The 15,136-nt window shown below is 62.5% G+C and carries 12 protein-coding genes and 1 pseudogene; 8 read left to right on the top strand and 5 right to left on the bottom strand.

What is annotated here, in order from left to right:
- Positions 1–140: 140 nt before the first annotated feature.
- Entirely contained in the window at positions 141–1,982 is a 1,842-nt protein-coding gene (gene ilvD, locus QZH45_RS28595) for a dihydroxy-acid dehydratase (RefSeq protein WP_024780460.1), read from the top strand.
- 180 nt (positions 1,983–2,162) lie between these two features.
- On the opposite strand, the gene QZH45_RS28600 is transcribed toward ilvD, so the two are convergent.
- Positions 2,163–3,218 carry a phosphorylcholine phosphatase gene (locus QZH45_RS28600; RefSeq protein WP_024780461.1) on the bottom strand — a complete coding sequence of 352 codons (1,056 nt, stop codon included), beginning with the start codon at positions 3,216–3,218 and terminating at the stop codon, positions 2,163–2,165.
- Between the two features lie 242 nt (positions 3,219–3,460).
- Here QZH45_RS28600 and QZH45_RS28605 point away from each other — a divergent pair.
- Positions 3,461–4,748 (top strand): annotated as a pseudogene (locus tag QZH45_RS28605) (L-cystine transporter).
- Between the two features lie 150 nt (positions 4,749–4,898).
- Here QZH45_RS28605 and QZH45_RS28610 read toward each other — a convergent pair.
- Complete coding sequence (locus tag QZH45_RS28610) at positions 4,899–5,411, bottom strand: dihydrofolate reductase (protein ID WP_024780462.1); 513 nt, start codon at positions 5,409–5,411, stop codon at positions 4,899–4,901.
- Between the two features lie 96 nt (positions 5,412–5,507).
- Between QZH45_RS28610 and QZH45_RS28615 the strand changes: the two genes are divergently transcribed.
- Together QZH45_RS28615 and QZH45_RS28620 are read left to right on the top strand one after the other, a co-directional pair.
- Entirely contained in the window at positions 5,508–6,875 is a 1,368-nt protein-coding gene (locus QZH45_RS28615) for a DUF2868 domain-containing protein (protein ID WP_392396996.1), read from the top strand.
- A complete protein-coding gene (locus QZH45_RS28620) occupies positions 6,868–8,241 on the top strand; it encodes a GTPase/DUF3482 domain-containing protein (RefSeq protein ID WP_024780464.1) in 1,374 nt (457 codons plus the stop codon). The genes QZH45_RS28615 and QZH45_RS28620 overlap by 8 nt, the downstream gene beginning before the upstream one ends.
- 170 nt (positions 8,242–8,411) lie before the next feature.
- Here the strand turns inward: QZH45_RS28620 and QZH45_RS28625 are convergent, their stop codons facing one another.
- Positions 8,412–8,903 (bottom strand): DUF523 domain-containing protein, encoded by a 492-nt coding sequence (locus QZH45_RS28625; RefSeq protein WP_024780465.1) that lies wholly within the window; start codon positions 8,901–8,903, stop codon positions 8,412–8,414.
- Entirely contained in the window at positions 8,904–9,536 is a 633-nt protein-coding gene (locus QZH45_RS28630) for a 2OG-Fe(II) oxygenase (protein ID WP_024780466.1), read from the bottom strand.
- Between the two features lie 140 nt (positions 9,537–9,676).
- On the opposite strand from QZH45_RS28630, the gene QZH45_RS28635 reads away from it, so the two are divergent.
- Positions 9,677–10,420: a DUF2059 domain-containing protein gene (locus QZH45_RS28635; protein WP_053190577.1), complete on the top strand. Its 744-nt coding sequence runs from the start codon at positions 9,677–9,679 to the stop codon at positions 10,418–10,420.
- Positions 10,421–10,550: 130 nt separating this feature from the next.
- On the opposite strand, the gene QZH45_RS28640 is transcribed toward QZH45_RS28635, so the two are convergent.
- Positions 10,551–11,498, bottom strand: a complete 948-nt coding sequence (locus QZH45_RS28640; protein WP_053190578.1) for an alpha/beta hydrolase — start codon at positions 11,496–11,498, stop codon at positions 10,551–10,553.
- Between the two features lie 108 nt (positions 11,499–11,606).
- Between QZH45_RS28640 and QZH45_RS28645 the strand changes: the two genes are divergently transcribed.
- From QZH45_RS28645 to QZH45_RS28655, 3 genes are all read left to right on the top strand, one after another.
- A complete protein-coding gene (locus QZH45_RS28645) occupies positions 11,607–12,191 on the top strand; it encodes a DUF6436 domain-containing protein (protein WP_024780469.1) in 585 nt (194 codons plus the stop codon).
- A gap of 9 nt (positions 12,192–12,200) precedes the next feature.
- Positions 12,201–14,609: a penicillin acylase family protein gene (locus tag QZH45_RS28650; protein ID WP_053190580.1), complete on the top strand. Its 2,409-nt coding sequence runs from the start codon at positions 12,201–12,203 to the stop codon at positions 14,607–14,609.
- A 101-nt stretch (positions 14,610–14,710) separates the two neighbouring features.
- Entirely contained in the window at positions 14,711–15,052 is a 342-nt protein-coding gene (locus QZH45_RS28655; protein WP_024780471.1) for a carboxymuconolactone decarboxylase family protein, read from the top strand.
- The last annotated feature ends 84 nt before the right edge of the window (positions 15,053–15,136 follow it).

The following is a 15,136-nucleotide window of genomic DNA, read 5'->3' on the forward strand; positions in this document are numbered from 1 at the left end:
ATGCTGAGGCGCGCAGCGATCCTGCACAGTCATCGGCCACTTCCGGACACACGACCAAACCCGGTGTCCCAGAGGTCAACAGAAGCTCACTTTCCCCTTGATACCTGACTAGTACCTGTTTTAGCCGCCCGGAGTGCTCCATGCCCGATTACCGCTCGAAAACATCCACCCACGGTCGCAACATGGCCGGCGCCCGTGCATTGTGGCGCGCCACGGGGATGAAGGATGACGACTTCAAGAAGCCGATCATTGCCATTGCCAACTCCTTCACCCAGTTCGTACCCGGCCACGTACACCTCAAGGACCTGGGCCAACTGGTTGCCCGCGAAATCGAACGCGCCGGCGGTGTGGCCAAGGAATTCAACACCATCGCCGTGGATGACGGCATCGCCATGGGCCACGACGGCATGCTTTATTCGCTGCCAAGCCGGGAGATCATCGCCGACTCCGTCGAATACATGGTCAACGCCCACTGTGCCGACGCCATCGTGTGCATTTCCAACTGCGACAAGATCACCCCCGGCATGCTCATGGCGGCCCTGCGTCTCAACATCCCGGTGATATTCGTGTCCGGCGGTCCGATGGAAGCCGGCAAGACCAAGCTCGCCAGCCACGGCCTGGACCTGGTGGATGCCATGGTCATCGCAGCCGATTCCAGCGCCTCTGACGAGAAGGTCGCCGAATATGAGCGCAGCGCTTGCCCGACCTGCGGTTCGTGCTCCGGCATGTTTACCGCCAACTCGATGAACTGCCTGACCGAAGCCCTGGGCCTTGCCCTGCCGGGCAATGGTTCGACCCTGGCCACCCACAGCGATCGCGAACAGTTGTTCCTGCAGGCCGGCCGGACCATCGTCGAACTGTGCAAGCGTTATTACGGCGAGAACGACGAGTCGGTGCTGCCGCGCAACATCGCCAATTTCAAGGCGTTCGAAAACGCCATGACCCTGGACATCGCCATGGGCGGTTCCACCAATACCATCCTGCACCTGCTGGCCGCTGCCCAGGAGGCCGAGATCGATTTCGACCTGCGCGACATCGACCGCCTGTCCCGGAACGTACCGCAACTGTGCAAGGTTGCGCCGAACATCCAGAAGTACCACATGGAAGATGTGCATCGTGCGGGCGGGATCATCAGCATCCTCGGCTCCCTGGCCCGTGGCGGGCTGTTGCACACCGAGCTGCCGACAGTGCACAGCAAGACCATGGCCGATGCCATCGCCAAGTGGGACATCACCCAGACCACCGACGAAGCCGTGCACCACTTCTTCAAGGCCGGCCCGGCGGGTATTCCTACGCAAACCGCATTCAGCCAGTCGACTCGCTGGGAAACCCTGGACGATGACCGTGAAAATGGCTGCATCCGCAGCGTCGAGCACGCCTACTCCAAGGAAGGCGGCCTGGCCGTACTGTACGGCAACATCGCCCTGGACGGCTGCGTGGTGAAAACCGCAGGCGTCGACGAGTCGATCCACGTGTTCGAAGGCAACGCCAAGATCTTCGAAAGCCAGGACAGCGCCGTGCGTGGGATCCTCGCCGACGAAGTGAAGGCCGGCGATATCGTGATCATCCGCTATGAGGGGCCGAAAGGTGGCCCAGGCATGCAGGAAATGCTCTACCCCACGTCCTACCTGAAGTCCAAGGGCCTGGGCAAAGCCTGCGCCCTGCTGACCGACGGCCGTTTCTCTGGCGGCACCTCGGGCCTGTCCATCGGCCACGCTTCGCCTGAAGCGGCCGCTGGCGGCGCCATCGGCCTGGTGCGTGACGGCGACAAAGTGCTGATCGACATTCCGAACCGCTCGATCAACCTGTTGATCAGCGACGAAGAACTGGCCGCGCGCCGCGTCGAACAGGACAAGAAAGGTTGGAAGCCGGTGGAAGTGCGTCCACGTAAAGTGACCACCGCACTCAAGGCCTATGCCCTGCTCGCCACCAGCGCCGACAAGGGCGCGGTGCGCAACAAGGCGATGCTGGACGGGCTGTAAGCCTCCAGCGCCGCAATAAAAAGCCCCGCAAGTGCGGGGCTTTTTATTGCCTGATATCCCGTGGCAAATGGTGATCAACTGTGGGAGCGAGCCTGCTCGCGATAGCGGTGGATCAGCTGCATCGATGTGCCTGACACACCGTTATCGCGAGCAGGCTCGCTCCCACAAGGGTTACTGGGCTTACTGAATGTCCTCAGGCTTCACGATCACCCAGTTCTTGTCCGCCGTAACCGGCAGCCCTTCCTTGGCCTGGGCCGCAGCGTGCTTGGCCATCATGCCGTTGATCTGGGTCATGTACTTGTCCTTGCGGTTGACCCACAGGTGGATACCGCCCTTGGCCACATCCACATCATGGAACAGCATGTAGCCGTCGCTGCTCGGCGTATCGCCACCCACCAGGACCGGTTTCTTCCACTCATCGATGTACGTCAGGATCGCCGCATGCTTGCCGGCCATCCAGGTCGCCGGGGTCCACAGGTAAGGCGTGTATTCCAGGTCCAGGTTGGCCTTCTCGTCATACTTGCCGGCGGTGATCTGCTTGCGAGCGGTGGTCAGCTCGCCGGTCTTGCGATCCTTGAGCAGCGTGGTCACGCCGATGACGTTCTGCGGCTTGAGGTTGTAGCCGTATTTCGGATCGGCGGCGACCATACGCACCAGCTCTTCCGACGCCGCGGTCATGACATAGACCTCGATGCCGTTTTCCATCAGTTTGTTGTACAGCTCGGCCTGGCCAGTGAAAACTTTCGGTGGGTTGACGTTGTAGTTGACCACCTTGTCGCCGTCGTAATACGTGGTCGGTACAGGCTTGCCGGACGCCATCAGCTCGTCGACGTAGCCCTTGAGTTCCTTGAGAGTGAAACCGGAGAACACTTGGGCTACCCATGGATAGCAGACCATGTCGTCCACTTCGCAGAGGCGGTAGTAGTAACTGAACAGGCTTTCCTTGTGATCGGCGGTGTCCTTGAACGGAATCAGCTTCAGGGAAGGATCCAGGCTTTCCCGGGTGATGAGGCCCTTGTTCTCCATGAACGGCAGCAACGACTCTTCCAGGTCATAGCGGTAACTGGTGTTGTCCATGTCGAACACCGCAAAGTTACCCTTGTTGGCGTTGGCCGCGATCATCGCATCCAGCGCCTTGGCCTGTTCCGCCGGCCAGTGCTTGAGTTCGGTGGCAAGTGCCTGGCCGGCGAGACCAAGGCTCAAGGCAACAGCGAGAAAACGAGGTACGAGCTTCATCGGCATTTCTCCCAGGTTCAAAGAACCCGACGCTAACAAATGCTTGTGACAGTCCTCGCCTGTCCACGACCGCTTGCGTCTCGATAGCGCCAGCGACGTGTCTGCAAACGCCACGTCCTTATTCCATAAGCGACATTCAACATGCTTTTCTAATATTAATTCATTAGTTTTCAGGCTATTAGGCTTCCCTGCTCGCAGTCGCAGCTTCAGGCGACTGGCAAGTCTTAACGGAGCTCTTTTTGATGAATCTGCCGCTGTTCCTCAATCTGCTGGTGTTCCTCGCCTTGCTGTTCGGCCTGGCGCAAACCCGTCACCGCAACTGGAGCCTGGCGAAGAAGGTGCTGCTGGCGCTGCTGCTCGGGGTGGGGTTCGGGATAGCCCTGCACACGGTCCATGGCGCCGGCAGCCCGGTGCTCAAAGCCTCCATCGGCTGGTTCGACCTGGTGGGCAACGGTTACGTACAGTTGCTGCAAATGATCGTGATCCCGCTGGTCTTCGCCTCGATTCTCAGCGCCGTGGCCCGGCTGCATAACGCCTCGTCCCTGGGCAAGATCAACTTCCTGACCATCGGCACCCTGCTGTTCACCACCGCCATCGCGGCCCTGATCGGTATCGGCCTGACCAACCTGTTCGGTCTCACCGCCGAAGGCCTTGTGGCTGGCACCCAGGAATTGGCACGCCTGCAAGTGATCCAGAGCGATTACGCCGGCAAGGTCGCCGACTTGAACGTCCCGCAATTGCTGCTCTCGTTCATTCCGCAATGTCGAGAAAGGTCAGAAAGTGATCAATGCCATTGACACCCTGCAAAGCTGGGTCACGCGCCTGGTGCGTCTGGTGATGAAGCTGACTCCGTATGGTGTGCTGGCGTTGATGACCAAGGTGGTGGCCGGCTCCAACCTGCAGGACATCATCAAGTTGGGCGGTTTCGTGGTGGTGTCCTACCTGGGCCTGGGCCTGATGTTCGTGGTCCATGGCCTGCTGGTGTCCGCCGCCGGGATCAACCCCCTGCGCTTCTTCTGCAAGATCTGGCCGGTGCTGACCTTTGCCTTCACCAGCCGCTCCAGCGCCGCGACCATCCCTCTGAGCATCGAAGCCCAGACCCGTCGCCTTGGCATTCCCCGAGCCATTGCCAGCTTCAGCGCGTCATTCGGTGCCACCATCGGCCAGAACGGTTGCGCCGGACTCTACCCCGCCATGCTCGCTGTGATGGTTGCGCCAACGGTGGGCATCAACCCGTTGGATCCGGTGTGGATCGCAACCCTGGTTGCCATCGTGACCTTGAGCTCGGCCGGTGTGGCCGGCGTCGGTGGTGGTGCGACGTTCGCCGCGTTGATCGTGTTGCCGGCCATGGGCTTACCGGTTTCGCTGGTGGCGTTGCTGATTTCCGTCGAGCCTCTGATCGACATGGGCCGCACAGCATTGAACGTCAGCGGCTCGATCACCGCAGGGGCGATTACCAGCCAGGTGATGCAGCAGACCGACAAGGCGCTGCTGGATGCCGATGAGCATGGGGAGTTGGTGCACGCTTGATGCTTGATTGATGCCTGATGCCTGATGCCTGTGGGAGCAAAGCTTGCTCGCGATGACGGTTATGCGGTTTGACCAATAGACCGCATCGCCTGAATCGCGGGCAAGCCTTGCTCCCACAACCAGCTCGGCACTTTGCTTGGAGCCTGAACTTTAAAGCTTCTCCCACACCTCAAAACTGTACGCCGGCTTATCCCCCTCTGCCGGGTTCGGCTGGTTCGAAACCAGTTCCCACCGGCTCGAATCAAACTCCGGAAACCACGCATCCCCTTCCGGGCTTAACGCCACACGGGTCAGGTACAGCCGATCCGCTTGCTCCAGGGCCTGGGCATACAACTGGGCACCGCCGATCAACATCAGCTCATCGACGCCTTGCGCGAGCGCCCACGCCTCGGCCCGCTCCACCGCGGACTCCAGCGAGGAGAAGACTTCCGCGCCCTCGAGCACCAGGCCCGGTTGACGACTGACCACGATGTTCAAGCGCCCCGGCAGCGGTCGGCCGAGGGAGTCCCAGGTCTTGCGGCCCATGATGATCGGCTTGCCCAGGGTGGTGGCCTTGAAATATTTGAAGTCCCCCGGCAAGTGCCAGGGCATGCTGTTGTCGATGCCGATCACACGGTTTTCACCGAGGGCTGCGATCAGGCTTAAAGGAAGAGTTTTTTTCATGGTGCCGAGGATAGCAGAGGCTCAACGTACCCTGACAGGCGCCCCAGCGGTTATCCTCAACGCTCATTTGCGACGGAAGCGCCCGTGACTGCTCCCCTGACTGAACTGCAGAACCTCTGGCTGACCGAGACGGTACGCCTGCGTGAAGAACACGCGGGCCCGCTCCAGGACCAGGAAGCCAATCGCCAGGCCCGCGCGGCGGGTGGCGATCTATCGACCCGCATTCACCATCGCGCCCGCCGGCTGGCCGAGCGTGACGGTCTCACCGAAGCCCTGCGCCACTGGCTGCAAGGGGCACGCCTGGCGCTGATCGTCCTGGCAGTCTTCGCCATCTTCAGCGGTGCCGGCCTGGGATTTGCCGCCCTCGGCGACGGTCAAACACCCGTCAACGTATTCTGGGCCCTCGGCAGCCTGTTGGGGCTGAACCTGATCCTGATCATCGGCTGGGCCTTGGGCCTGGTATTCGCTGGGGAACAAGGCGCGATACTGGGACGCCTGTGGCTGTGGCTCAGCGAAAAACTCGCCCGCGATGCCAAGGCGGCCCAGCTGGCGCCGGCCTTGCTGCTATTGCTGCAACGACACAAGCTCAATCGCTGGGCACTCGGCATGCTGGTCAACGGCGCGTGGTTACTGGCGATGCTCAGCGCGCTGGTCATCGTACTGCTATTGATGGCGACCCGACGCTATGGTTTCGTCTGGGAAACCACCATCCTCGGTGGCGAAACCTTCGTCTCCCTGACCCGCACCCTTGGCGCGTTGCCCGCGCTGTTGGGCTTCAGTGCCCCGACCGTCGAAATGATCCGCGCCAGCGGCGACGGCGCCCTGAACATCGAAAGCGCCCGGCAGGCCTGGGCCGCGTGGCTGGTGGGCGTGGTGCTGGTGTATGGCGTGCTGCCACGCCTGGGCCTGGCACTGCTGTGCCTGTGGCGTTGGCGGCGCGGCCGCGCCACCCTGGGCCTGGATTTGAATCTGCCGGGCTACGCGCAACTGCGCGAACACTTGATGCCCAGCAGTGAACGACTGGGGGTCAGCGACGCCGCGCCCGGACAACTGCATCCGATCGAGCACTCGGTCGGCACGCTGGACAGCACGGGAGCGCTGCTGGTGGCGATCGAACTGGACGAGCGACCCTGGCCGCCGAAGCTGCCGGACTCAGTGAAAAACGCCGGCATCCTCGACAGCCGCGAGTCGCGTCACAAACTCCTCGAGCAGTTGTCGCGCTTCCCTCCGGCGCGCCTGGCGATTGCCTGCGACCCACGACGGTCACCGGACCGCGGCAGTCTGGCATTGATCGCCGAACTGGCCCGCAGCGCCAGTGCTACCCGTGTATGGCTGTTGCAGGCGCCCCCCGGCGAGGCCCTGGACGCCGAGCGCCTGGGCGACTGGCACAACGCATTGCAACAATTGCAGTTGCCCTTCGCCGATTGTGCGCCTCTGAACTGGCTGGAGACCGGCCATGACTGAGCCCTTGAAACCACTGAAACTGGCCGTGGTCGGCCATACCAACGTCGGCAAGACCTCGCTGCTGCGCACCCTGACCCGGGACGTCGGCTTTGGCGAAGTATCCCATCGCCCGAGCACCACCCGGCACGTCGAAGGGGCGCGCTTGTCGGTGGATGGCGAAGCGCTGCTGGAGTTGTATGACACGCCGGGCCTGGAGGATGCCATCGCCCTGCTCGATTACCTCGAACGCCTGGAGCGCCCCGGTGAACGCCTGGACGGCCCGGCGCGCCTGGCCCGTTTTCTGAAGGGCAGCGAGGCGCGACAGCGTTTCGAGCAGGAAGCCAAAGTGTTGCGGCAACTGCTTGCCAGTGACGCCGGGCTCTACGTGATCGATGCCCGGGAGCCGGTGCTGGCGAAGTACCGTGACGAACTGGAAGTCCTCGCCAGCTGCGGAAAACCGCTGCTGCCGGTGCTGAATTTCGTCAGCAGCGCCCAGCACCGCGAACCCGATTGGCGCGAGGCCCTGGCCCGCTTGGGGTTGCACGCCCTGGTGCGCTTCGACAGCGTTGCCCCGCCCGAGGATGGCGAGCGGCGCCTGTATGAAAGCCTTGCGCTGTTGTTGGAAAATGCACGCGGCCAACTGGAACGATTGATCGCCGATCAACAGGCCCAACGCCTGGCTCGCCAGCAGAGCGCGGCACGCTTGATCGCCGAGTTGCTGATCGACTGCGCCGCCTGCCGACGCAGCGTGACCAGCGACACCGAGCAGGAGCACCAGGCCATCAGCGAGTTGCGCAAGGCGGTGCGCCAGCGGGAACAGCGCTGCGTCGAAGCCCTGCTCAAGCTCTATGCCTTTCGTCCCCAGGACGCCGCGGCCAGTGATCTACCGCTGCTCGATGGACGCTGGGGCGACGACCTGTTCAACCCTGCAACCCTCAAGCAACTGGGCGTACGGGTCGGCGGCGGAATCGCGGCCGGAGCTGCGGCCGGGGCTGGAGTGGATTTGCTGGTGGGCGGCCTGACCCTCGGTGCCGCCGCTCTGGTCGGCGCTATAGCCGGCGGCGCCCTGCAAACAGCCCGCGGCTATGGCAACCGGTTGATGGGAAAACTGAAGGGCCAGCGAGAACTGACCGTGGACGACAGCGTGCTGCGTCTGCTGGCCCTGCGCCAACGACAACTGGTGCAAGCCCTGAACCAGCGCGGCCACGCGGCGCTGGACAGCATCAGGATCGATACGCCCCAGGACAAGAGCTGGCGCGAAGGCAAACTGCCCGAAGCCTTGAACAAGGCTCGGGCGTATCCGCAGTGGTCATCGCTCAACGCCCATCCAAGGTTGAATCAGGCCGAGCGACAGGAGCAGATCGAGCAGTTGGCCGCGCAGTTATAGACGAGCCGGTCCCTGTGGCGAGGGGATTCATCCCCGCTGGGGTGCGAAGCGCCCCTGAAACCTGGCACCGCGGTGCGTCAGGTAGACCGCGTCAATCCTTTTGGGGGCGCTGCGCACCCCAGCGGGGATAAATCCCCTCGCCACAAAAAGCGGTTGTGTCAGGTAGGGATTCAGCCATCGAGCAAGATTTCGAGCGCCGCCGCAGCCTCAGCCAACTCCAACTCGCTGAACACCCGCACCCCGTGACGCTTGAGCAACGCCGCCGTCACACCCTCGCCACGGACCTTCACCCCGCCGAATGTCCCATCATAGGTCAGCAGGTTGCCGCAGGACGGACTGTTGGCCTTGAGCACAGCGACCCGGATACCGTGTTCACGCACCAGCTCCAGGGCCTGGTACGCACCCGACAGAAACTGCGCACTCACATCCTCCCCCTCGGACGTCATCACGACCGCCTGGCCATCGAGCACCTGTGCGCCCTGCCCGCCGGGGATTTCCGCTGCCGCCCGAGGCGTGGGCAAACCGCCAGCGACTTCCGGGCACAGTGGCACGACACGGCCTTCATCGACCCACCGCTGGAGTTGCTCGAACGGCCCGCTCGCACCTGCGTCGTAACGCACGCGATGTCCGAGCAGGCAACGACTGACCAGGATCTTGTCCATTCAGAACAACTCGTTGCCACGGCGTCGGAACCAGCCGGTCAAGGACAGGCGATCCCGCGTGGCTGGCAGAACTTCATGGGGGATGTTTCCCGACAGGAATACCACCAGACAGCCGCCGGTGGGCACCACGTCCTGCTCCCTGCCTTCATCCAGGTACATGCGCAACTGGCCGCCATGCTCCGGCAACCAACCGTCATTGAGGTAGAGCACTGCCGACACCATGCGCCGGTCGTCATCACGGAAGCGATCGACATGCTTGAGGTAGAACGCACCGGGGGGGTACAGAGCGAAGTGACTTTCGAAATCCTCCAGACCCAGGAATAGCCCACGATTCAACGCCTCGCGCAGGCTGTCCATCAGTCCCAGGTAACGGTCGCAGGCCTCGGCCTGGCCGGGTTCGATCCACTGGATGCGATCACCCCGTATGCCTTCGCGGATTTCTGAAAACAAGCCGCGCCCGACCGCAGCCGGAGCCAGTTCGCCTTCGGCGGCACGCTGGCGACACTCGGCCGCCAGGGCACGGGTCAGCGCATCCGGCAGGAAGATGTTCTGCTGCGACCAGCCGCGCTCGGCCAGGTCATCGACAATACGTAACAGCAACGGGTGATCAGAAGGTATTTGCATGGCGCGCATAGTATGCCTGTGCCCGCAAAACCGACAGCGCCACGCAGCGGGTTTGCAGCGCCAGGTGGCACCGCCGTACGAACTTGATACGAATTCTCGACAAGTTCCCACACCCCACGGAGAATAGTCGGCTGCTGACAGGAGTCCCTATGCGCCGTTTGCTTTTCTCACTGTTGATGTTCTGCGTTTTGCCCGCTTGGGCAGACAGCTACGACCAGTTGTACAAGGTCGCCGGCTGGCCGGAACAGCGGGCGCATTTCAACGATGCCTTGAGCGCCGCGCAGCAGCGTTACCAGAACAGCCTGCCGCCAGCGGTGTTCCAGGCCCTGGTGAGCAACAGCAATCAGCGTTTCGCCCCCCAGGCCATGGACCAGCGGGCCAAGGCGCAGATGCGCAGGAATCTTCGTGATCCGAACCCGGCCCTGACGTTCTTCCAGTCGCCGCTGGGACGCAAGGTCGTGGCCGCCGAGCTACTGGCAACCCGTCGCGACCAATTGGCAAAGAACGCCAAGGGCCTGCCCAAGATGCAGGCCAGCGATAACCGCCTGCTGATCATCGGCCACCTGGCCCAGGCCCTGCCCGCCCGCGAGGCTGGCGCCGAAGTCAGCCTGGCCATCGCTGGCGTGGCGGCCGACAGCCTCAGCTCGATGATCCCCGGCCTGCTGGGCGGTGGCCAGGCCCAGGGCATGCTGAACGGCCAGCGCCAGCGGTTGATGGATCAGATCGGCGCCGACCTGAACAACACCCTGCTGTACGTCTACCGTGACCTGACCGATACCGAGCTGGAGGAGTTTTCCACGTTTGCCGAATCGGCCGAGGGCCAAGCCTATTACCAGGCGGCCCTGGCGGCGATCCGGGCGGGGTTGGCGGTGGGGCAGAACCTCGGGCAGTAAAAACTTCAGCGCCTGAGATTCCGCCATCGCGAGCAGGCTCGCTCCCACAGGGAATCGGGTGTGTACACGGATTTTGTGACCCGCCGAGATTCATTTTGGGAGCGAGCCTGCTCGCGACAGGGCCCTGAAGTCACCGCCGGATCCGGCTCATCCGCTTGGTCAGGAACCCAAACATCTCTTGCCGCATCGCCAGCACTTCATTTGCCAGGTGATGGCGGCCCTGGGGCAGCATCAGTATCTGGGGCCGGTCGAACTTGCTGTGCAGCACTTGCAGATTATGTTTCCAATCCACGGTCATGTCCGCCTGCCCCTGCACGATCAGGGGCCGGCGCGGGCTGCTCGGGGCAGCTTCGATACGCTTGATCCACCGCCCCAATGCACCCACCCAGGCGGTAGGCAGGCGTAGCGGCTGCAGTGGGTCGGCTTGCAGGAACGGCAGGAACTGCGGGTCAGTGGAGTTTTCGCTGAAGCGCCGGGCGATGCCGGTCACGAAGGGCTTGAGCAGGTGATAACTCAGCCGTGACCAGCCCCAGGCCCGAGGGCGCACCAGGGGCGACAACAGGATGACCTGGCCCTGGGCCGGGCTGTTCGCCCCCTGATTAAGCACATGATCGACCACGATTGCGCCGCCGGTGCTTTGCCCACAGAGGTGCCACGGCTGCGGCAGCCCCAGCTTTCCGGCCTCGGCCAGCAAGCCCTGCAATGTGGCCTGGTACTCGGCGAAATCGCCGATGCTGGCGCGTTCGCCGCTGGACAGCCCATGACCTGGCAGGTCACAGGCGATCACCGCAAAATGCTGCTCCAGGCCCCATTCGACCAAGTGCCGGTAGAGTCCCATGTGATCGTAGTAACCGTGAAACACGAATAACGTTGCCACGGCTTTTTCCGGCCACCAGACCTGATCGACCAACTCATATCCATCGATCTCGAAACGTCCAAGCCCCTTGCGCAAGGTCCGCTGGGGAAAATCCAATCCATAGAATTGTTGATAGGCCTGGGCCTGCGCAGACAGCGGCTGCCACTGGTCCAACGGTTGCAGGCTGGCACGCAGATGATCGGGGTCGAAAGTGGCAGGCATCAATATTTCCAGGCAAACGCACAAGGCGCGAAAACAGACTTTGTAGACCTGCGATATTCATCTGTCGCGACAGGCATGGCAAGCTACGCGGCTTCAGAGGATGAATCCATGCGCCAGTCCCACCGCACGACCCTGCTTGCCAGTCTGCTTGCCCTTGGGTGCGCAGTCGTGCTGTGGGTCGCCTACGACTGGTTCCAGGGACGTTTCCTGCGAGCTTTCAGCCAACACACCGCGGTATTTTCCGGCGATCCCCTGCGCCTGCCGCCCGAGCTGGCCGGGCCCGGCCCGATCCGCCTGGTGCACTTCTGGGACCCGGCCTGCCCGTGCAACGTCGGCAATCAGCAACACCTGTCCGAACTGGTCGATAAATACGCACCACAAGGTGTCGAGTTCTATGCGATACAGAAAAGCGGCACTCAAGGCCAGCTACCGACCACGCTGAGCAGCCTCAAGCCGCTTGCAGCATTGCCCGGTTCGGAGCAGATTCCCGCCAGCCCGGCCGTGGCGATATGGAGTCGCACCGGCGAACTGGCCTACTTCGGTCCCTACAGCGAAGGCTTGACCTGCAATTCGAGCAACAGCTTCATCGAGCCGATTCTCGAGGCCTTGAACGTCGGCCGCGCCGTCAATGCAACCCACACACTGGCGGTGGGCTGTTATTGTCAGTGGGGCAAGGACGCATCATCCGAATAAGAGAGCACCATGAAACGCAGCCTCATTGCATTCCTGTCATTGGTCGTCACCGCCATCATCGTCACCGGTGGCTACCTCTACAGCAAGCAGCCCACCCGCCAAGGCACGGTGCAGTTGCAGGGGCTGCAGGGCTCGGTGACCGTGCGCTACGACGAGCGCGGCGTGCCCCATATCCGCGCCGAGAACGAAACCGACCTGTACCGCGCGCTCGGTTATGTCCAAGCCCAGGACCGGTTGTTCCAGATGGAGATCATGCGCCGCCTCGCACGTGGCGAACTCGCCGAGGTACTGGGGCCGAAACTGCTCGACACCGATAAACTGATGCGCAGCCTGCGAATCCGCGAGCGCGCCGCCCGCTACGTGGCGGAACAGGATCCACTATCCCCGTCCTGGATCGCGATGCAGGCTTATCTCGATGGCATCAACCGCTACCAGGGCAGCCACGTCCGTCCGATAGAATTCGATGTGCTGGGCATCCCCAAGCGCCCATTCACCGCAGAAGACACGGTGAGCATCACCGGTTACATGGCCTACAGCTTCGCCGCCGCCTTTCGCACCGAACCACTGCTGACCTACGTACGCGATCAGCTAGGCACTGACTACCTGAGTATCTTCGACCTCGACTGGCAGCCCAAGGGTGCGCTGGGGGAACACCGCAGAACCGCCCTGCCCCTGGCCGACGTCGACTGGAAAGGCCTCGATGCCCTGGCCCGCTTGAGTGATAAGGCCCTGGCCGGAAGCGGCCTGCCACAGTTCGAGGGCAGCAACGCCTGGGCCGTTGCCGGAAGCCACACCCGCAGCGGCAAACCTTTGTTGGCGGGAGACCCGCACATACGCTTTTCCGCCCCCTCGGTGTGGTACGAGGCGCATCTCTCGGCGCCGGGATTCGAACTCTATGGGCACTATCAGGCATTGATGCCGTTTGCGACGCTGGGCATGAACAAGGATTTCGGCTGGAGTATCACCATGTTCCAGAACGACGACCTGGACCTGATTGCCGAGAAGGTCAACCCGAACAACCCCGAACAAGTCTGGTATCGCGACAAGTGGGTCGACATGACCCACAGCGAACAGCAGATCGCGGTAAAAGGCCAGGCACCCGTGACGCTGGTGCTGCGCCAGTCGCCCCACGGCCCGATCGTCAACGATGTGCTCGGCGCCAATGCCGGCCATACACCGATTGCCATGTGGTGGGGTTTCCTGGAAAGCCGCAACCCGATCCTCGAGGCGTTCTACCAGCTCAACCGTGCCGACACACTGGCCAAGGCGCGCGGAGCGTCAGCCAAGATCCATGCACCGGGGCTGAATGTCGTCTGGGCCAATGCCAAGGGGGATATCGGTTGGTGGGCCGCCGCCCAACTGCCCAAGCGACCGGCCGGTGTGAAACCCGGTTTCCTGCTCGACGGCAGCAGCCCTGAGGCGGAGAAGGAAGGTTTCTACCCCTTCAGCAATAACCCCCAGGAGGAGAACCCTGCCCGCGGCTATATCGTATCGGCGAATTTCCAGCCGGTTTCATCCAGCGGTATCGAGATTCCGGGCTACTACAACCTCCCCGACCGTGGGCAGCAACTCAATCTCCAGCTCAGCGACAAACAGGCAAAGTGGGACATCGAAAGCACTCGCAAGCTGCAACTGGGCACCACCACCGCCTATGGCCCGCGCTTGCTGGCGCCTTTGCTGCCAGTGTTGAGAGAAGTGGTCAGCGACCCGCAGGAACGCAAGTGGGTGGAACAACTCGCACAATGGCAGGGCGATTATCCCCTGGATTCCGTCAGCGCCACGCTGTTCAACCAGTTCCTGTTCAACCTCGCGGATGCCGCCCTGCACGATGAACTGGGAGACGGCTTCTTCGACACCGCGCTGTCGACCCGGGTGATCGATGCCGCACTGCCGCGCCTGGCCGCCTCGGTGGATTCGCCCTGGTGGGACAATCGCACGACCCTGAGCAAGGAAACCCGTAGCGACATCGTCAAAACAGCCTGGAGCAAAAGCCTGGCGCACCTGAAGGCCACCTTCGGTGACGATGCCACGCAATGGCAATGGGGCAATGCCCATACCCTCACACACGGGCACCCATTGGGCATGCAAAAACCGTTGGACCGGATTTTCAATGTCGGCCCGTTCGCCGCACCCGGTACCCATGAAGTGCCCAACAATCTTTCCGCCAGGATCGGCCCGGCTCCCTGGCCGGTTACCTACGGCCCGTCCACCCGGCGCATCATCGATTTCGCCGACCCGACCCACAGCGTCACCATCAATCCGGTCGGCCAGAGCGGTGTGCCGTTCGACAAGTATTACGCCGATCAGGCCGAGGCCTACATCGAGGGCTTGTACCACCAGGCGCACTTGGCCGAGGAGGAAGTGACCGCCAACACCCATGACACCCTGAAACTGTTGCCAGCCAGGACCGCGCCCTGAGTCGGACGGCACTCATTTTTTCCGTCACCGACAGGCTTGATCATCATTGTTGGTCAAGACTACAGGGGGTTTTCCCCGTCCCTCACAATGGAGTCATAGCGATGTTCAATAACTGGTCCGAACTGCTGCCCACCATCAAGAGTGCCTTTGGTGCCCTTGGCAAGAGCAACCCGAAGATGGTCAAGGCCTATATGGCCCTGGATGAAGCCGCTGCCGAGAACAACGTGCTCGATGCCAAGACCCGGGAGCTGATTTCCATCGCCGTGGCAATCACGACCCGCTGTGATGGTTGCATCGGCGTACACACCGATGCGGCCATCAAGGCCGGCGCCACCCGCGAAGAAATCGCCGCGACCCTAGCCACTGCGGTGTCATTGAACGCCGGCGCAGCTTACATCTACTCGCTGCGAGCGCTGGAGGCCCATGACACGCTGAAGAAATGAGGGATGGCGTGGCATGTTCATCGACTGGCGCACCGCTATCGTCGGATCGCCGCCCGGAGCAGGCTCGCTCCCATATTTGTTCCG

The sequence above is a fragment of the Pseudomonas corrugata genome, from assembly GCF_050920615.1.
GTDB classification, from domain to species: Bacteria; Pseudomonadota; Gammaproteobacteria; order Pseudomonadales; family Pseudomonadaceae; genus Aquipseudomonas; species Aquipseudomonas corrugata.